The organism is Sphingomonas sp. GW821-FHT03E12 (assembly GCF_059420685.1).
In genome coordinates, this window is sequence record NZ_JBWKUF010000004.1 from 317,930 (window position 1) to 334,738 (window position 16,809).

General features: G+C 67.4%; 18 protein-coding genes. 5 read left to right on the forward strand and 13 right to left on the reverse strand.

The window, feature by feature from the left end; genetic code table 11:
• Nucleotides 1-72: 72 nt before the first annotated feature.
• Complete coding sequence (locus AC07TU_RS14740) at nucleotides 73-465, forward strand: MerR family transcriptional regulator (protein WP_495189019.1); 393 nt, start codon at nucleotides 73-75, stop codon at nucleotides 463-465.
• On the opposite strand, the gene AC07TU_RS14745 is transcribed toward AC07TU_RS14740, so the two are convergent.
• Entirely contained in the window at nucleotides 462-1,802 is a 1,341-nt protein-coding gene (locus AC07TU_RS14745; protein ID WP_495188677.1) for an aminotransferase-like domain-containing protein, read from the reverse strand. The genes AC07TU_RS14740 and AC07TU_RS14745 overlap by 4 nt on opposite strands.
• Complete coding sequence (locus tag AC07TU_RS14750; RefSeq protein WP_495188678.1) at nucleotides 1,795-2,229, reverse strand: DUF983 domain-containing protein; 435 nt, start codon at nucleotides 2,227-2,229, stop codon at nucleotides 1,795-1,797. Before AC07TU_RS14750 ends, AC07TU_RS14745 begins: the two co-directional genes overlap by 8 nt.
• Nucleotides 2,230-2,373: 144 nt before the next feature.
• On the opposite strand from AC07TU_RS14750, the gene AC07TU_RS14755 reads away from it, so the two are divergent.
• Complete coding sequence (locus AC07TU_RS14755; RefSeq protein WP_495188679.1) at nucleotides 2,374-3,207, forward strand: SDR family NAD(P)-dependent oxidoreductase; 834 nt, start codon at nucleotides 2,374-2,376, stop codon at nucleotides 3,205-3,207.
• Between the two features lie 17 nt (nucleotides 3,208-3,224).
• Nucleotides 3,225-3,575 (forward strand): DUF2200 domain-containing protein, encoded by a 351-nt coding sequence (locus tag AC07TU_RS14760; RefSeq protein WP_495188680.1) that lies wholly within the window; start codon nucleotides 3,225-3,227, stop codon nucleotides 3,573-3,575.
• A 695-nt stretch (nucleotides 3,576-4,270) separates the two neighbouring features.
• Here AC07TU_RS14760 and AC07TU_RS14765 read toward each other — a convergent pair.
• Nucleotides 4,271-5,545, reverse strand: coding sequence for a citrate synthase (locus AC07TU_RS14765; RefSeq protein WP_495188681.1), 1,275 nt, complete (start codon nucleotides 5,543-5,545; stop codon nucleotides 4,271-4,273).
• A gap of 18 nt (nucleotides 5,546-5,563) precedes the next feature.
• Nucleotides 5,564-7,015, reverse strand: a complete 1,452-nt coding sequence (gene gltX / locus AC07TU_RS14770; protein ID WP_495188682.1) for a glutamate--tRNA ligase — start codon at nucleotides 7,013-7,015, stop codon at nucleotides 5,564-5,566.
• 7 nt (nucleotides 7,016-7,022) lie between these two features.
• Between gltX and AC07TU_RS14775 the strand changes: the two genes are divergently transcribed.
• On the forward strand, nucleotides 7,023-9,188 hold the full coding sequence (locus tag AC07TU_RS14775) for a ComEC/Rec2 family competence protein (RefSeq protein ID WP_495188683.1): 2,166 nt from the start codon (nucleotides 7,023-7,025) through the stop codon (nucleotides 9,186-9,188).
• Between the two features lie 7 nt (nucleotides 9,189-9,195).
• Here AC07TU_RS14775 and AC07TU_RS14780 read toward each other — a convergent pair whose 3' ends face one another.
• Nucleotides 9,196-9,609 carry a VOC family protein gene (locus tag AC07TU_RS14780; protein WP_495188684.1) on the reverse strand — a complete coding sequence of 138 codons (414 nt, stop codon included), beginning with the start codon at nucleotides 9,607-9,609 and terminating at the stop codon, nucleotides 9,196-9,198.
• A gap of 10 nt (nucleotides 9,610-9,619) precedes the next feature.
• Nucleotides 9,620-9,919 carry an ArsR/SmtB family transcription factor gene (locus AC07TU_RS14785; protein WP_495188685.1) on the reverse strand — a complete coding sequence of 100 codons (300 nt, stop codon included), beginning with the start codon at nucleotides 9,917-9,919 and terminating at the stop codon, nucleotides 9,620-9,622.
• Nucleotides 9,920-9,979: 60 nt separating this feature from the next.
• Between AC07TU_RS14785 and AC07TU_RS14790 the strand changes: the two genes are divergently transcribed.
• Nucleotides 9,980-10,867: a PhzF family phenazine biosynthesis protein gene (locus tag AC07TU_RS14790; RefSeq protein WP_495188686.1), complete on the forward strand. Its 888-nt coding sequence runs from the start codon at nucleotides 9,980-9,982 to the stop codon at nucleotides 10,865-10,867.
• A gap of 45 nt (nucleotides 10,868-10,912) precedes the next feature.
• Here AC07TU_RS14790 and AC07TU_RS14795 read toward each other — a convergent pair whose 3' ends face one another.
• The 7 genes from AC07TU_RS14795 to trpD all read right to left on the reverse strand — a co-directional run bounded on the left by AC07TU_RS14795 (nucleotide 10,913) and on the right by trpD (nucleotide 16,721).
• The gene (locus AC07TU_RS14795) at nucleotides 10,913-11,320 is read right to left on the reverse strand and encodes a GFA family protein (protein WP_495188687.1); all 408 of its coding nucleotides are present in this window, start codon (nucleotides 11,318-11,320) and stop codon (nucleotides 10,913-10,915) included.
• 152 nt (nucleotides 11,321-11,472) lie between these two features.
• Nucleotides 11,473-12,150, reverse strand: a complete 678-nt coding sequence (gene lexA / locus AC07TU_RS14800) for a transcriptional repressor LexA (protein WP_495188688.1) — start codon at nucleotides 12,148-12,150, stop codon at nucleotides 11,473-11,475.
• 70 nt (nucleotides 12,151-12,220) lie between these two features.
• Nucleotides 12,221-13,405: a molybdopterin molybdotransferase MoeA gene (locus AC07TU_RS14805; protein ID WP_495188689.1), complete on the reverse strand. Its 1,185-nt coding sequence runs from the start codon at nucleotides 13,403-13,405 to the stop codon at nucleotides 12,221-12,223.
• Nucleotides 13,406-13,446: 41 nt separating this feature from the next.
• Nucleotides 13,447-14,394 carry a PilZ domain-containing protein gene (locus AC07TU_RS14810; RefSeq protein WP_495188690.1) on the reverse strand — a complete coding sequence of 316 codons (948 nt, stop codon included), beginning with the start codon at nucleotides 14,392-14,394 and terminating at the stop codon, nucleotides 13,447-13,449.
• A gap of 79 nt (nucleotides 14,395-14,473) precedes the next feature.
• Nucleotides 14,474-14,950, reverse strand: coding sequence for a cyclic pyranopterin monophosphate synthase MoaC (moaC, locus tag AC07TU_RS14815; RefSeq protein ID WP_495188691.1), 477 nt, complete (start codon nucleotides 14,948-14,950; stop codon nucleotides 14,474-14,476).
• Nucleotides 14,947-15,729 (reverse strand): indole-3-glycerol phosphate synthase TrpC, encoded by a 783-nt coding sequence (trpC, locus tag AC07TU_RS14820; protein WP_495188692.1) that lies wholly within the window; start codon nucleotides 15,727-15,729, stop codon nucleotides 14,947-14,949. The genes moaC and trpC overlap by 4 nt, the downstream gene beginning before the upstream one ends.
• Nucleotides 15,726-16,721, reverse strand: a complete 996-nt coding sequence (gene trpD, locus AC07TU_RS14825; RefSeq protein ID WP_495188693.1) for an anthranilate phosphoribosyltransferase — start codon at nucleotides 16,719-16,721, stop codon at nucleotides 15,726-15,728. The genes trpC and trpD overlap by 4 nt, the downstream gene beginning before the upstream one ends.
• Between the last annotated feature and the right edge of the window lie 88 nt (nucleotides 16,722-16,809).

Below are 16,809 nucleotides of genomic sequence, written 5' to 3' on the forward strand. Positions count from 1 at the left end.
GGCTCCTTGCGACTCTAAGAACCCGCCCTAGATAGGGTCCGTACCATAGTACGGAGTCAAGAGGTGCCCGACATGACGATCGGCGCGCTGGCCAAGGCCGGCGGCGTTGGGGTGGAAACGATCCGCTATTATCAGCGGCGCGGGCTGCTGGCGGAACCGGCGCGGGTCGGCCAGGGCGCGGGGGGCGTGCGGCGCTATGACGGGCAGGATGCGCGCCGGCTGCGCTTCATCCGCGCGGCGCAGGAGGCCGGGTTCACGCTGAACGAGATCGGCGAGCTGCTGGCGCTGGATGCGGGCGAGGACCGGGCGCGGGCGCGTGAGCTGGCGGCGGTACGGATCGCGGCGATCGATGCGCAGGTGGCGAAGCTGACCGCGGCGCGCGCCGCGCTGGAGGGGCTGGCGGAGCGCTGTGCTGCGGGTGAGGGGAAGGGGTGTCCGATCCTGGGGGCGTTCGAAACGTCCTAGATCGAGGCATAGCCGTGCAGGATACGGAGCGCGCGGGTCAGCTGATCGTCGTCGGCGAGGCCGCCCAGCGACACGCGAACGGCATTGGCCTGGGCGTCGCCCGCCGCGAAACGGTCTGCGGGCATCACCGAGAGACCGGTGGGGCGCATGGCATCGGCCAGGTCGTTGGGCGCGATGCCATCGGCCAGCCGCAGCCAGAGGTGATAGCCCTGGGGGTGGGCGGTGAAGTCCAGCCCCTCCAGCAGCCGTGACGCCAGCGCCTGACGCCGGGACGCCTCGGCTCGCATCGCCCCGATCAGGCGGGCGGCGGTGCCGTCGCCGATCCAGCGCGTGAGCATGGCCGCGTTGAGGGGCGGGGGCATCACCGCGGTCTGGTGGATCTGCGTCGCGAGCTGGACCGCCGCCGCGACATTCGGCGCGCGCACGAAGGCGACCCGCAGGGCAGGCGAGATGATCTTGGAGGCGCTCGCGATGTGCCAGCTGTGGCCGGGGGCATAGGCGGCGACCGGTGCGAGCGGGGCGGCGGCGAGGGGGCCATAGGCATCGTCCTCGATCACCTGAAGGTCGTGGCGGATCGCCGCCGCCGCGATCGCGCGCCGGGCATCCTCGCCGAGCGTCTCGGCGGTCGGATTGTCGTTGGTGGGGACGAGGTAGACGGCGCGGATCCGCGGATCGGCTGCGCAGGCAGCGGCGGTCGATGCCGCGTCCAGCCTGTCCAGCCCGACAAGGCGGATGCCGATCCGCTGGGCAAGCGCGCGGAAGCCCGAATAGACGAAGTGGCGGCAGAGCACGGCATCGCCAGGAAGCAGCGTGTTGTTCAGGATCGCATGCAACGCATTCTGTCCGCCTGCGGCCAGGATAAGCTGGTCGGCTTCGGCGGGCAGTCCCATAGCGTCGAGGAAACGAACCCCGGCGGCACGGTCCTCCGCATTGCCGCCCATCGCCTGATATTGCAGCCGCAACGGCGAGGCATCGAGGAGCAGTGCACCGACCGTCTCGGCGATCGTCCGGGCGAGCAGACCGCCGGGAAGCTCAGGCGGCAGGTTCATGCCGGTATCGACGCGCGCGAGATCGGCGATCTCGACCCGCTGCGGCGCGCGCACGAAGCTGCCTGCACGCCCGCGTGCTTCGATCAGGCCGCGGCGGCGGGCGGCGTCATAGGCGCGGGTGACGGTGGTGAGATCGACCCCGAGCCGGGCGGCAAGGTCGCGCTGCGGCGGCAGGCGCGTCCCGCCGGGCAGCGCGCCGCGATCGATCGCCGCGCCCAGCGCATCGGCGATAACGGTATATTTCGCGCCCGCGGCCGGATCGAGATCGGGAAGCCAGTCGTCAGCCATTGGGCGGCGTATCGCGTGATTCCGCCTCGGCATGCAACTTCGCCCAGAGCTTGGCGGTGCCCGCCTCCTGCGCATTGTTGAGATATTGCGAGGCGACGAGCCAGCCCTTGAGCGGGCGCAGCGCGAGCACGCATCCGGCGACCATCACGGGGATGGTGGTGAACAGGTGCACCCAGAAGGGCGGATCGAACGCCACCTGGAACCACACGCCGAAGAAGGTGAGCGGGAAGGCGACGAAGCAGAGCGAAAAGAAGGCCGGGCCGTCGTCGGGCGAGGCAAAGCGATAGTCGAGACCGCAGGACGGGCATTTCTTCGCGATCTTGAGCCAGCCGGCGAACATCGTCTTCTCGCCGCAGCGGACGCACAGGCCCTTCCAGCCGGTGTTGAGGATCCAGCGCAGCTTGTCCTTGTCTTCGGGGCGGTCCATTGTATGGCCTTCAATTCAGTTATTGTATCCATACAATAAGAGGCCGCGCGCGATTCTGCAAGACCGGAGGGCTGGATTCGTGCCGTGCTATCGCGCCGCTCGGGTAATGCCGCTAGAGGCGCGGCGTCAGCGAAAGGACGCGCCATGGACCCGATCACGCTTCCCCCTTCATTCGATCCGGGCGGCACCGCCGTCGTGACCGGGGGCGCCGGCGGGATCGGCTTCGCCATTGCGGCGCGGCTGACAGGACTGGGAATGAAGGTCGTGATCGCCGACCTAGCGGGCGAGCGGTTCGATGCGGCGGCGCGCGAGCTGGCGGCGGCGGGTGACGTCAGCGCGATTGCGGCTGACGTGGCGGATCCCGCGGACATCGAGCGGCTGCGCGACCGCGTGCTCGCCGAGCACGGACCGGTCGCGGTGCTGATCAACAATGCGGCGATCGGCGGCAATCCGGGCAAGCCGTGGGAGAATCCGGCGGGCTGGGAACAATTGCTGCGCATCAACCTGATGGGCGTGATCGCCGTCGCGCAGGCTTTCGTCCCGGCGATGCTGGCGAGCGGCAGGCCGGGGACGATCGTCAACACCGGATCGAAGCAGGGGATCACCAGCCCTCCGGGCAACGCCGCCTACAACCTCTCCAAGGCGGGAGTGCGCAGCTACACCGAGTCGCTCGCCCATGCGCTGCGCGAGGAGACGGCCGGGCGGATCGGCGCGCATCTGCTGATTCCGGGATTCACCCGCAGCGGCATGACCGGCGAGGCCGAGGGCGCGTGGACCGCTGATCAGGTGGCCACGTTCATGCTGGAGAGCATCGCGCGCGGGGACTTCTACATCCTCTGCCCCGACAATGATGTCGATCGCGCGACCGACGAGAAGCGTATGCGCTGGGCGATGGACGACATCATTGCGAACCGGCCCGCGCTGTCGCGCTGGCACCCCGACTACAAGGACGCATTTGCGCGCTATATGGCGGAGTAACCCGCGCAGGAGGTGAGATGACGAAGCACCGCATCTACACGATGAGCGTCGCGAGCGTGTATCCGCACTATATCGCCAAGGCGGAGAAGAAGGGGCGGACGCAGGCGGAAGTGGATGAGATCTTCCGCTGGTTGACCGGCTACAGCGATGCGCAGCTTCGGGCGCATCTGGAGCAGAAGACCAATTTCGAGGATTTTTTCGCGCAGGCGCCGGCGCTGAACCCCGCGCGGTCGCTGATCACGGGCGTGATCTGCGGCGTGCGGATCGAGGAGATCGAGGACCCGCTGATGCGCGAGCTGCGCTATCTCGACAAGCTGATCGACGAACTGGCCAAGGGGCGGCCGATGGCGAAGATCCTGCGGGGGTAGGTGGCGTGGGTGGTTAACGGGCATCCGGACGGATATCATCGATCACAATGGAAAGTGACGTCACAACACTTGCTACGGATGTGATCGCTTGGCGGTCGATTGCCGGGTCAACAATCGGCATACTGGCGACCGGCTTTCTCGCCGGGTATTTCGACGGGCACCCGCTGCGAGCAAAGGTTGGGTGGGCGGTCCTGGCAATTTTAGCGACGCGAATACCGCTACTTCTTGGCCCGACCGGATTTGGATTGATCGTCGGCAGGGCAACGGCCGACTTGCCAACCTGGGCTGCTTACTCCGCAGTCGTTTTCACGGTTATTGCATCGCTTTGGCTGTCGCTCATCGCTTCTCAGGTCTTGCAAGGCTCTGTGGCCCGATTCTTTGGGGCAAGTGCGAGACCCATCCGTTGGTGGGGAGGTGGTGGAGGCAAGTATCGTCGGCGCCCACGACGCTAGACAAAACCGAATGTCCAACGCTGGGTCGTCAGAAGCCTTCTCAATTCTCCGTCATCCCGGCCTTGTGCCGGGATCCACCGGAAGGCGGAACCTGGGCAAGCGCTTCTATCGCATCGCGTGCGGCGCCGTGGATCCCGGCACAAGGCCGGGATGACGGTGGAGGTTCTTGGCGGTTCATGCGAACCCAACGAAAAAGGCCCGCCGGATCGCTCCGGCGGGCCTTTTTCTTGTCCGGTGTCCGGATCAGCGCTTGTCGACGGGGACGTAGTCGCGCTGGGTCGGGCCGGTGTAGAGCTGGCGCGGGCGGCCGATCTTCTGGTCGGGATCGCTGATCATCTCGTTCCACTGCGCGACCCAGCCGACGGTGCGGGCGAGGGCGAAGAGGACGGTGAACATCGTGGTCGGGAAGCCGATCGCCGACAGGATCACGCCCGAGTAGAAATCGACGTTCGGGAACAGCTTCTTCTCGACGAAATACTCGTCCTTGAGCGCCATTTCCTCAAGCTGAAGCGCGACGTCGAACAGCGGATCGGTGACGTTGAGTGCGCTCAGCACCTCGCGCACCGTCTTCTGCATCACCGTCGCGCGCGGGTCGTAGTTCTTGTAGACGCGATGGCCGAAGCCCATCAGGCGGAACGGATCGTTCTTGTCCTTGGCGCGGGCGATGTACTCGGGGATGCGCTCCGGACGGCCGATCTCACGCAGCATGTTGAGCGCGGCTTCGTTGGCGCCGCCATGCGCCGGACCCCAGAGGCAGGCGATGCCCGCGGCGATGCAGGCGAACGGGTTCGCGCCCGACGAGCCGGCGAGGCGCACGGTCGAGGTCGAAGCGTTCTGCTCGTGATCGGCATGGAGGATGAAGATGCGGTCGAGCGCGCGCTCGACCACCGGGTTCACCACATATTCCTCGGCCGGGACGCCGAAGGTCATGCGCAGGAAATTGCCGGTGTAGGACAGCGAGTTGTCGGGATAGAGGAAGGGCTGACCGACGCTGTACTTGTACGCCATCGCCGCGATCGTCGGCATCTTCGCGATCAGCCGGTGGCTGGCGACCATGCGCTGGTACGGATCCGAGATGTCGGTCGAGTCGTGATAGAAGGCCGAGAGCGCGCCGACCACGCCGCACATCACCGCCATCGGGTGCGCGTCGCGACGGAAGCCGCGGTAGAAGGTCGCGAGCTGCTCATGCAGCATGGTGTGGCGGGTGATCGTGGTGGTGAATGTGCCGAGCTCGTCCTTGCTCGGCAGCTCGCCGTTGAGCAGGAGGTAGGCGACCTCCATGAAGTTCGAATGTTCGGCGAGCTGGCCGATCGGATAGCCGCGATGCAGCAGCGTGCCTTCGTCGCCGTCGATATAGGTCAGCCCCGACTCGCACGAGGCGGTCGAGGTGAAGCCGGGATCGTAGGTGAACATCCCGCTCTGGCCGTAGAATTTGCGGATATCGACGACTTCAGGACCGACGCTGCCCTGTCGAACCGGATAGTCTTTACCGGCGATGTTGAGGCTGGAGTCGGTCATAAATCTCGTCCTTTCGTCTCAGCTTCCCGAAGGAGCCGTCATTTGATCGGCAATCCGGCCCAGGCTTTCCTCCCGCCCCAGAAGGACGAGGACGTCGAAGATGCCGGGAGAGGTCCGCCGGCCCGTAAGCGCGGCACGAAGCGGCTGTGCGGCCGCCCCGAGTTTCACTCCCCCCGACTCCGCCACCTGGCGTACCGCCGTTTCGAGCGCTTCCGTATTCCAGTCCGCGACGGCGTCAAGCGCCGCGTGAAGGGAATGCAGGATCGCCTTCGCGTCGCCCCCTAGCAGAGCTTGTGCATCTGCGTCCATTTCCAGGGGGCGTGTGCGAAAGAGGAAGGCCGATCCGTCCGCGATTTCAAGGAGATTCGCGGCACGCGGCTTGAGCGCGTGCATGCTGCGCTGCAGAAGTTCGATCTGCTGCGGTGACGCTTCGAAGGGCAGGAACGGCGCCGCCAGCGCGGCGAGTCGCGCATCGTCGGCGGCGCGGATGTAGTGGCCGTTGAGGCTATCCAGTTTCTTCAAATCGAAGCGCGAGGCCGATTTGCCGACGCCCGACAGGTCGAACCATTCGATCGCCTGCTCGCGATTGATGATCTCGTCATCGCCATGCCCCCAGCCGAGGCGGAGGAGGTGGTTGAACAGCGCCTCGGGCAGCACGCCGAGTTCGTCGCGATAGGCATCGACGCCGAGTGCGCCATGGCGCTTGGACAGCTTCGCCCCGTCCGCGCCGTGGATCAGCGGGATATGGGCATAGACCGGCTCGGCCCAGCCCATCGCGTGGATGATCAGCAGCTGGCGGAAAGCATTGTTGAGATGGTCATCGCCGCGGATGACGTGGGTCACGCCCATGTCGTGATCATCGACCACCACCGCGAGCATATAGGTCGGCGTGCCGTCCGAACGGAGCAGGATCATGTCGTCCAGCTCGGCATTCTGGACGGTCACCTCGCCCTGAACCGCGTCGCGGATCGTCACTGCGCCCTCACGCGGGGCGCGGATGCGGACGACGTGCGGCTGGTCGAGCGGGCCGTCGGTACGGTCGCGCCACGGGCTGCGGATGCGATAAGGCTTCTTCGCCGCCTGCGCTTCCTCGCGCTGGGCCGCGATTTCCTCCTGGCTCATCCAGCAGCGATAGGCGTGGCCGGAGTCGAGCATCGCGTGGGCGACTTCGGCATGCCGCTCGGCGCGGGCGAACTGATAGACCTCGTCGCCGTCCCAATCGAGGCCGAGCCAGCGCATGCCGTCAAGGATCGCCTCGATCGCCGCATCGGTCGAGCGGGCGCGGTCGGTATCCTCGATGCGCAGCAGGAACTTGCCGCCATGGTGGCGCGCGAACAGCCAGTTGAACAGCGCGGTGCGTGCGCCGCCGATATGCAGAAACCCCGTCGGCGACGGGGCGAAGCGCGTGACGATTTGCGTACCCGCGGCGGGTTCAGATGTTGCGCCCAAGCGCGCTTGCTCCCAAGACATGTGATCGATGGCCAGTTCAGCCGCGAGCGCCCCTAGCACGGGGTTTCGCCTGCTTCAAATCGCGGGCGGATGGCGATTCCCGGGACTGTGGGGCGAACGACTCGAGCGCTGGCTGGAGGCCGAGCGCGGGCAGCTTGTGCTGTGGATCCCCGTGATGCTGGGCGCGGGGATCGTGGCCTGGTTCGCGCTGCCCGACGCCGGGCGGTGGATTGCCGTGATACTGGGCGGGCTGGGGATTGCTGCAGCCGGGCTTGCGCTGGGCGGCGGAGGGCGCGCGGCGCGCTGCGTGGCGGTGGCGGGGATGCTGGTGGCGATCGGTTGCGCGCTGGTGTGGTGGCGTGCCGAGCGGATGGCGGCACCCGTGCTGGCGCGGCCGGCGATCGTCGCATTTCAGGGCAAGGTCGAGCGCGTGGAACAGCTCCCGGCGCGGAAGATGGTTCGCGTGCGGATCGCGCCCGAGGCGGGGGCGGGCCTGCCTCCCGCCGTGCGCGTGAATCTCGATGCGAAGGACGTGCCCGCCGGGCTGAGCCGCGGCGCGGTGGTGCGGCTGCGCGCGCGGCTGATGCCGCCCGCACCCCCTGCGGTGCCCGGTGCCTATGACTTCGAACGGGTAGCGTGGTTCGACCGGCTGGGGGCGAGTGGGCGGGGATTTGCGCCGGTCGAAATCGTCGCGCCGGGCGAGGCGAAGAGCGGGTTGCGCGAGCGGCTGACGGCGCATGTCCAGCGCCAGGTCGAGGGGAGCGCGGGCGGGATCGCGGCGGCGCTGGTGACGGGGGACCGCGGGGCGATATCCGAAGCGGATGGCGAAGCGCTGCGGCGATCGGGGCTGGCGCATCTGCTGTCGGTGAGCGGCCTGCACGTTACCGCGGTGGTGGGCGCGACGATGCTGCTGGTGCTGCGGCTGCTTGCGCTCAGTCCGGCCCTAGCGCTGCGCTGGCCATTGCCGGTGATCGCAGCGGGCGCGGCGGGCGTCGCGGCGGTGGGCTATACGCTGCTCACCGGCGCCGAGGTGCCGACGGTGCGGTCGTGTATCGCGGCGCTGTTGGTGCTGGCGGCGATGATGCTGGGGCGCGAGGCGATTACGCTGCGGCTGGTGGCGTTCGGCGCGCTGGTCGTGCTGCTGCTCTGGCCCGAGGCGCTGATCGGGCCGAGCTTCCAGATGAGCTTTGCGGCGGTGACCGCGATCGTCGCGTTGCACGAGAGCCGGCGCGTGCGCGGCTGGTTCGAGCGGCGCGAGGAGGGCTGGGCACGCAGGGTTGCGCGGGGTGTCGGATCGCTGTTGCTGACAGGACTTGTGGTGGAGATCGCGCTGACGCCCATCGCGCTGTTCCACTTCCACAAATCCGGCGTCTATGGCGCGCTCGCGAACATCGTCGCGATCCCGCTCACCACCTTCGTCATCATGCCGCTGGAGGCGGCGGCGCTGTTCTTCGACCTTATCGGGCTTGGTGCGCCCTTCTGGTGGCTCACCGAGCGGGCATTATGGCTGCTGCTCGGCCTTGCGCATGCCGCGGCGAATGCACCGGGAGCGCTGGCAATGCTGCCGGGAATGCCGGGCGGTGCCTATGCGTTGATGGTGGCGGGCGGATTGTGGTTCGCGCTGTGGAAGACGCGGGTGCGGCTGGCAGGGCTGATGCCGGTGGCGGTGGGAGCGGTGTGGGCGCTCGCGACGCCGATGCCGGATCTGCTGGTGACGGGCGACGGGCGGCACCTGGCGCTGCGGATGCCGGGCGGGGAGATTGCCATCCTGCGCGACCGGGCGGGCGACTATGTGCGTGACATGATGGCGGAGAGTGGCGGGGTGGACGCTGAACTGCCCGCGCTGGCGGAACAGCTGGGTGCGCGGTGCAGCCCCGATCTGTGCCTGATCGATATCGAGCGTGAGGGGCGGCGCTGGCGGGTCGCGGCGACGCGGAGCGGCTATCTGGTGCCGTGGCGGGAGATGATTGCGGTGTGCCGCTCGGTGGATATCCTGGTCTCGGACCGCCGCCTGCCGCCAGGATGTATGCCGAAGTGGTTGAAGCTCGATCGGGCGATGCTGGCGAAGACCGGCGGGGTGGCGATCATGCTGGGCACGACGCCGGAGGTGCGGACCGTACGGCGGGCAGGGGCGCGGCATCCGTGGATCGAGGCGGAGCGGGTGGCGGCAACGCGTTCGGGCGGGACGCAGTGACCCGCGATCAAGGCGTGACTGACGATGCCTCCGGCCGATGGACGATGTGGATCTTGTTGCCGTCAGGATCACGCAAATAGGCGCCATAATAGCCCTGCCCGTAATGCTCGCGCGGCCCAGGAGCTCCCGCGTCGGTCCCGCCGTGACGCAGGGCCTGCGCATGGGCGAGATTTACCGCTTCGGGCGAGGGAGCGAGGAAGGCGACCATGCTGCCGTTGCCGTGCGAGCACGGCTCTCCGTCAAATGGCAGATAAGTGTAGAAGCGGGGCAGGCTGGCGCCCGGCTTATGCCAGCACAGCGATGGCGGCCCGCCATCGGGCGTCACTGGACGCCGGGCAAGCTCGAGTGGGATCAGCAGCGCATCGTAGAAGGAAGCCGCGCGATCGAGGTCGCTGACGCCGACGGTTATGTGGCTGAACATCACCACGCCTTCAAATCCCGTTGACGATCGAAGCGAGCGCCTTCAGCCGAGCGTCATTGCGACGGTAGAATGTCCATTGCTTGATCCGCTTCGGCGTCACCAGACCGCTGCCCTGCAGCACCCGCATATGTTCGCTGAGTGTCGATGCATTGATGCCGAGCTTCTCCGCGATGAGCTGACCGCATACGCCATCTTCGATCAGGTCACCGTCCCGCTGTGGCGGAAAATGCGCGGTCGGTTCCCTGAGCCAGGCCAGGATCTGAAGGCGGCGATCGTTGCCCAGGGCGCGGAACAGCTCTGCGTCGGTCATATTCGATAGTTTGCCAATCAACGAAATGCGTGTCAATCATGCAGCGGATTGGAGTCGTACATGCCCAGATTGCCCTTCTTCACTGCTGATGTTTTTACGGACCAGCGCTTCGGTGGGAATCCACTCGCCGTGGTGATGGGAGGCGAAGCGCTCGACAGCGCGACGATGCAGGCGGTGGCGGCCGAGTTCAATCTCAGCGAAACCACCTTCATCCTGCCACCGGCCGATCCCGTGAACACGGCGCGTGTCCGTATCTTCAACCGCACGGCGGAGATGGCCTTTGCAGGGCACCCGATGGTCGGCACCGCCTTCGTTCTCGCCGGTCAACAACCCGGCCTGACAGACGCGACGTTCGAGATTCCCGCCGGGCTTGTCCGCGTCAGGATCGAGCGGGATGCCCAGGGTACGCCCGTTGCCGCCACGATCGCGGCGCCGCAACCATTGAGCATCGGTGAGCCAATTGCGGTCGATGTCATCACGCAGGTCTTGCGGTTGGAGACCGGCGACGTCGTAACCGCAACGCATCCGCCGATCGTCGCATCGAACGGCAACCCCTATGTCATCGCGGAACTGACCAGCGACGCGCTCGCACGCTGTGCCCCCGATCTTGCGGCATTCAGGGCGGCGCTTGCTGCCCATCCGCATCTGGGCAACCGATTCTCGGTCCATGTCTATTGCAAGCAGGGGCGCGCCCTTCGCGCCCGGATGTTCGCGCCGTTGGCCGGGACGTGGGAAGATCCCGCCACCGGAAGCGCGAACGCGCCCCTTGCCTGCCTGCTGCTGTCGTTTGAGCCGGATAGCGATGAAGCCCGCTTCCTGATCCATCAGGGTGTCGAAATGGGCAGGCCAAGCCTGTTGGACGTCGAGGCACGCCGTTCACCGGAAGGCATTGTCGCGACCCTGCGTGGCGCGTGCGTCGCCGTCATGGAGGGGGAAATCCGCGTGTGATCGAGGGAGGTTCGGTCGAGCGCTCGCCTCCATCGCGACGTCGCGCTACTCCATCCCCGGGTAGCGTGCGAACTCCGGAAGATTATGCATATCCTTCATCCAGCCGATGCGCTCGGCGACCTGGATGTGCGCGCCGGCGGGGATCACGTCGGGATCGTCGAGCGTTGCGACCTGCGTATCGACGATGCCGGGAAGGTTCTCCGCATTGCGGTAGAACAGGCCCGTCCCGCAGGTGCCGCAGAAATAGCGGCGGCCATGTTCGGATGAGGCATATTCCTGTGGTTCGCCCCGGGTGACGCTGAGCGCGTCCTCCTGGAACATCGCCCAGCCGACCATCGGCGCGCCCGATGCGCGGCGGCAGTCGGTGCAGTGGCACAGCGCGTGATGCATCGGATCGCCGGTCAGTGTGTAACGAATCGCGCCGCAATGGCAGCCGCCTTCAAGGGTGGTCATTGCTCTCTCCTGTCACTGGGTGGACGCATGCAGGATAGGCACGGCAGGCGCGCGCTCAATTACCTGGAAGGTAAAGGCGCAGGGCTGCAGTACGGCCTGGCAGGTCCGAAATCATGATCAATGGAAAGGGCGGCCGCAGCCGCCCTTCGCATTCAGTAGCGCCGCAGCAAGCCCGCGAGGCGGCCCTGGACGCGCACCTGATCGGGGCGGTAGCGCTGCGGATCATAGGCGCGGTTGGCCGGATCGAGCCGGACCATGCTGCCTTCGTTGCGGAAATATTTGAGCGTCGCCTCGCTGTCCTCGATCAGCGCCACGACGATTTCGCCGTCGCGGGCCGTCTCCTGACGGCGGATCAGCGCATAGTCGCCGTCGAAGATCCCGGCCTCGACCATCGAATCCCCGGCGACCTCGAGCGCGTAATGTTCGCCCGAGCCGAGCAGGGCGGCGGGGACCGGGAGCATGGTCGAGCCTTCCAGCGCCTCGATCGGCACGCCCGCGGCGATGCGGCCGTGCAGCGGAATCTCGATCACATCGTTTGCGGGGGCCGGCTGCGGCGCGGGGCGAGCGAGCGTGACGACATTGTCCTTGGCGGGGGCGGCCTTTTTGGGCTCGGCACGCTCAGGCATCTTGAGCACTTCGAGCGCGCGCGCGCGATTAGGCAGGCGGCGCAGGAAGCCGCGTTCCTCGAGTGCGGAGATCAGCCGGTGGACGCCCGACTTCGACTTGAGATCGAGCGCGTCCTTCATCTCCTCGAACGAGGGCGAGACGCCGGTCTCGTTCAACCGGTCGGCGATGAAGCAGATCAGCTCATGCTGCTTCTTCGTAAGCATCGGACGTTCTCCATCTGGAACAGACATGGAACGTTTACGCCTTGTTCTTGTATGATGTCAAGGCGGAGCTTCACCAGAAAGGCAGGATTTCCACCGAGTCGCCGGTTTGCGCGGGTTGCGCGTGGGGCGAGCGCACGATCAGGCAGTCCGCGCGGGCGAGCGTGCGGAGCATCGAGCTGTCCTGGATTGCGGCGGCGACGACGCGTCCGTCGCGATGCGCGGCGCGCAGATAGTCGGCGCGCGGTCCGTTGGCGGGGAGCGGTTCGCCGAGTGTTGCGGTGCGCATCCGCGGCAGCGGATCGGCAGCGCCCGAGAGATGCGCGACGAGCGGGAGAAGAAAGAGCTGCGCCGTGACGAAGGCGGAGACCGGGTTGCCGGGCAGCCCCAGCACCATTGTGGCGCCAAGTTTCCCCGCCATCATCGGTTTGCCGGGGCGGAGCGCGATCTTCCAGAAATCGATGTCCGCGCCAGCCGCCAGGAGCGCGGGCCGGACAAGGTCATGGTCACCGACCGATGCGCCGCCGGTGGTGACGAGGATATCGGTGCCGACCCCGGCAAAGGTCGCCGCCAGGATATCGTGCCGGTCGGGCAGGATGCCGAGGTCGGTGATCTCGACCGGAAGCCCAGCCAGCATAGCGGCGAGCATCATGCCGTTGCTCTCGGGCAACTGACCGGGGGCGAGCGGTTCGCCGGGCGTGCGCAACTCGTCGCCCGTCGCGGCGATCGCGATGCGGATGCGGCGGCGAGCGGGCAGGGTGGCATGGCCGGCGACCGCGGCGAGTGCGATCCGGGCGGGGGTCAGACGCTCACCAGCGGAGATCAGCGTTTCACCCGCGCGGAAATCGAGCCCGGCCGCGCGGACATTGCGGCCTTTGCCGGCGGGTCCGTCGCCGTCGAGGTGCAGACGGCTGCCTTCGCGCCGCGCTTCCTCCTGCACCAGCACGGTATCGGTACCGTCAGGCAGGACGGCGCCGGTGAAGATGCGTACCGCCTGATGTGCGGCGACGATGCCCGCGGACGGGCGGCCGGCGGCGCTTTCGCCGGTCACGTCCCAAGGGCCGGGCAGATCGGCGAAGCGAATCGCATAGCCGTCCATTGCCGATACCGGCTGCTCTGGTTGCGTGCGCAAGGCGGTGACGGCCGCGGCGGCCCATCGGCCGCAGGCTTCGTTGAGCGGTATGTCTTCCACCGAAATCGCGGACGCAAGCGCGAGCAGGCGGTGCTGGGCTTCGGCGACGGGAAGAAGGTGGTCCATCGCCGCGGGGGTACCGCGCGGCGGCGGCTGGGTCGAGAGGATCAGCGCGCCGGGCGTGCCGCTTCGGTCAGCCGCGCCATCTCATGCGGGCGCAGCGCGATGCGGAATTCGGCGACGTGCCGCGCACCGTGGCATTCGATCACCCGGATCGGCCAGCCGCCTATTCCAGGCAGCGAAAGCCAGAGCGAGGAGAGCGGGGCGAATTCGGTCGCGCTTTCGAACTCGGTGAGCGTGCTGCTGAGCGTATTGAGCTGCGCATTCCACCAATTGGCGCCCGAGCGGACATGGGTGGCGATATCGAGCTTGAGGGCATCCTTGACCGCGCCCAGCGCCGAGGGGGCATATTCCTGCACCGGAGTGCCATTGGGGCCGGGGCGGCGCGTCGCGATCTTGCGCAGCCAGGGCATCAGGATCTGCCAGCCGAGCTCCTCGACAAAGGCGATGCCGGCCTGACCGCGTTCGGTCCAGCGCACCTCACCCTGGATCGGGCGCAGGCCGTCGAGCGTCAACTCGACCTGCTCGCCGGGCGTCAGCACCGCGCGCGTCTCGACACCGACGCCGGCGGTGGAGAGGTTGCGCGTCCAGGCAAAATCGACCTGGCCATTGTGCCGCACGCAGAGACGGTGGCGCAGCTCGATACGCGGCATCTGGCGCCGCTCGGCCGGAAGCGCCGCGAGGCAGCGGGCGAGCGCGCCCACGACGTCGAGCGGTTCATCGAACCGGAAGGCGACCGCGTCGGGATCGTCGCCGACGATCGATCCGTCGGCGGCGAGGCCGAAGGGCAGCTCGATCGTCGCGCGTGCGCCGTTGCTGACCGGGCCGGAGACGGTGAGCGATGCGCCGGCCGATGTGAGGCGGTGGACGAAACAGTTCCGCTCGCCCGCGCTGCCGAGCAGCAGTCTTGCAGGCGATGCATCCTCGACCGCACCGGGTGCAGCGTCTAGCTCGCCGGACAGCGAGAAGATCGCTGATCGTGCCGGAAGTGTCATTGGATCCCCACCCGTTTGTCGGGAGGACCGTGCGCGCTTGCCCCTCAAGAATGTCTGAGCGAGCAGGGTGGAGTGAAAATTAACCTTCTGGGTTCACCCAGTCTCCGGACTTGCCGCCTGTCTTGGAAACGAGACGGATATCCTCGATCCGCATCGCCTTATCGATCGCCTTGGCCATGTCGTAGACGGTGAGCAGCGCGACCGAGACCGCGGTGAGCGCCTCCATCTCGACGCCGGTCCGGCCGGTCAGCGCGACGGTTGCGGTCGCGGTGACCCCGGTCGCGTCAGGGACAAGATCGAGTGTGATCTTCGTCAGCGCCAGCGGGTGGCAGAGCGGAATGAGGTCGCTGGTCTTCTTCGCCGCCATGATTCCGGCGACGCGTGCGACCGACAGGACGTCGCCTTTCTTGACCAGGCCGTCACGAATCGCCGCGGCGGCCGCCGACGACATGGTGATGCGGCCGGAGGCGATGGCTTCCCGCTGTGTTTCGGCCTTCGCTCCCACATCGACCATGCGCGCGGCGCCGTTTTCGTCGAGATGGGTGAGGTCGCTCATCCCACCAGCGCCCGCGTCGCCGCCTCGACATCGTCCTGCCGCATCAGCGATTCGCCGATCAGGAAGCAGCGCACGCCATGTTCCGCCATGGCGTCGAGGTCGGTGCGCGAGGTGAGGCCGCTTTCGGCGACGAAGGTGCAGCCTTCGGGTGCGCGGCCGACAAGTTCATAGGTTCTGTCAAAGGAGACAGAGAAATCCTTGAGGTTGCGGTTGTTGACTCCGATCAGCCGCGAGCGGAGCGCCAGAGCGCGCTCGAGTTCGGCTTCGTCGTGGACCTCGACCAGCACGTCCATGCCGAGGCCGAGCGCGGCATCCTCGATCTCTGCCATCTGCGCATCCTCGAGCGCGGCGACGATGATCAGAATCGCGTCGGCGCCGATACTGCGCGCCTCCAGCGCCTGCCACGGATCGATCATGAAATCCTTGCGGATCACCGGCAGGTTGCACGCGGCGCGTGCCGCGATGAGATAATCCTCATGCCCCTGGAAGAATTCGGCGTCGGTCAGCACCGACAGGCATGCCGCGCCGCCGGCTTCGTAGGCCCGGGCGTGAGCCGGCGGGTCGAAATCGGCGCGGATCAATCCCTTGGACGGGGAAGCTTTCTTGATTTCTGCGATCAGGCCGTAGCCATTTGCGGCCTTGGCATCGAGCGCGGCGCGGAACCCGCGCGGCGGGGTCTGGGCGAGTGCACGGGCCTGAAGGTCGGCGAGCGCGGTCGCCGCCTTGCGTTCGGCGACTTCGCGCCGCTTCACTTCGAGGATCTTGTCGAGCGTGTTCATGCTGCGGCGATCCAGCAGTCGAGCAGCGCGTTGGCAAGCCCCTTGTCGATCGTTTCGGCGGCTTCCTCCGCGCCTGCGCGCAGATCGACCGCTTCGCCCGCGACGACCAGCGCGGCAGCGGCATTGAGCAGCACCGCGTCGCGATAGGGGCCGCGCTCGCCCTGGAGCAGCTTGCGCAGCGCGGCGGCGTTCTCGCGTGCGTCGCCGCCGCGCAGGCTGACCAGCGGGTGTGACGCGAGTCCGGCGTCGGCAGGGGTGACCCGCGATGGCAGGCTGACGTCGCCAATGCTGACGACCAGGCTGCCGCCTTCGGGCGAGAGCTCGTCGAGCCCTTCTTCGCCGGCGACGATCGCCGCGCCCTTGACGCCCAGCTGCTCCAGCGCCTGGGCATAGATCGGGGCATAATCGGGCCGGGCGATGCCGATCAGCTGGCGCTGGACCCCGGCGGGATTGGCGAGCGGGCCCATCAGGTTGAAGATCGTCCGCCGCGCGATCCGGCGGCGCAGCGGCGCGATCCGCCCCATCGCCGGGTGATGCTTGGCCGCGAAGAGAAAGGCGATGCCGAGATCGTTCAGATGTGCTTCGGCATTCTCAGCCGCGCGATCGAGATCGAGGCCGAGCGCCTCCAGCGTATCCGCCGCACCCGACTTGGACGATGCCGCGCGGTTGCCGTGCTTGGCGACCGGCACCCCGGCCGCCGCGACGACGATCGCGACCGCGGTCGAGACATTGAGCGTGTGGTGGCCATCGCCGCCGGTGCCGCACACGTCGATGGCGTTGGCGGGGGCACTGACCGGGATTACCCTCTGGCGCATCGCGCGGGCGGCTTCGGCGATCTCGATGCTGGTCTCGCCGCGTTCGGAAAGGGCGATCAGGAACGCCTCGATCTCGGGCTCGGTCGCATTGCCGTCGAGAATGTCGGCGAACGCCTGCGCGGCGGCTTCGCGGACGAGCGGCGTGGCGGGATCGGGAAGGAGGCTGAAGCGGGTCACGCCGCTTCTATTGGGGCGTGGGCGGACCAAGTCGAGCAAATCCTGCTTGGGGTTACCGCGTTTGCCCGTTGCGTGAGCAGTCCAAAGA

Bases quoted from the DNA above. Each gene is read 5' to 3' on its own strand.
- AC07TU_RS14740 (WP_495189019.1), top strand. From the start codon at position 73: ATGACGATCGGCGCGCTGGCCAAGGCCGGCGGCGTTGGGGTGGAAACG.
- AC07TU_RS14745 (WP_495188677.1), bottom strand. From the start codon at position 1,802: ATGGCTGACGACTGGCTTCCCGATCTCGATCCGGCCGCGGGCGCGAAA.
- AC07TU_RS14750 (WP_495188678.1), bottom strand. From the start codon at position 2,229: ATGGACCGCCCCGAAGACAAGGACAAGCTGCGCTGGATCCTCAACACC.
- AC07TU_RS14755 (WP_495188679.1), top strand. From the start codon at position 2,374: ATGGACCCGATCACGCTTCCCCCTTCATTCGATCCGGGCGGCACCGCC.
- AC07TU_RS14760 (WP_495188680.1), top strand. From the start codon at position 3,225: ATGACGAAGCACCGCATCTACACGATGAGCGTCGCGAGCGTGTATCCG.
- AC07TU_RS14765 (WP_495188681.1), bottom strand. From the start codon at position 5,545: ATGACCGACTCCAGCCTCAACATCGCCGGTAAAGACTATCCGGTTCGA.
- gltX (WP_495188682.1), bottom strand. From the start codon at position 7,015: ATGTCTTGGGAGCAAGCGCGCTTGGGCGCAACATCTGAACCCGCCGCG.
- AC07TU_RS14775 (WP_495188683.1), top strand. From the start codon at position 7,023: ATGGCCAGTTCAGCCGCGAGCGCCCCTAGCACGGGGTTTCGCCTGCTT.
- AC07TU_RS14780 (WP_495188684.1), bottom strand. From the start codon at position 9,609: ATGTTCAGCCACATAACCGTCGGCGTCAGCGACCTCGATCGCGCGGCT.
- AC07TU_RS14785 (WP_495188685.1), bottom strand. From the start codon at position 9,919: ATGACCGACGCAGAGCTGTTCCGCGCCCTGGGCAACGATCGCCGCCTT.
- AC07TU_RS14790 (WP_495188686.1), top strand. From the start codon at position 9,980: ATGCCCAGATTGCCCTTCTTCACTGCTGATGTTTTTACGGACCAGCGC.
- AC07TU_RS14795 (WP_495188687.1), bottom strand. From the start codon at position 11,320: ATGACCACCCTTGAAGGCGGCTGCCATTGCGGCGCGATTCGTTACACA.
- lexA (WP_495188688.1), bottom strand. From the start codon at position 12,150: ATGCTTACGAAGAAGCAGCATGAGCTGATCTGCTTCATCGCCGACCGG.
- AC07TU_RS14805 (WP_495188689.1), bottom strand. From the start codon at position 13,405: ATGGACCACCTTCTTCCCGTCGCCGAAGCCCAGCACCGCCTGCTCGCG.
- AC07TU_RS14810 (WP_495188690.1), bottom strand. From the start codon at position 14,394: ATGACACTTCCGGCACGATCAGCGATCTTCTCGCTGTCCGGCGAGCTA.
- moaC (WP_495188691.1), bottom strand. From the start codon at position 14,950: ATGAGCGACCTCACCCATCTCGACGAAAACGGCGCCGCGCGCATGGTC.
- trpC (WP_495188692.1), bottom strand. From the start codon at position 15,729: ATGAACACGCTCGACAAGATCCTCGAAGTGAAGCGGCGCGAAGTCGCC.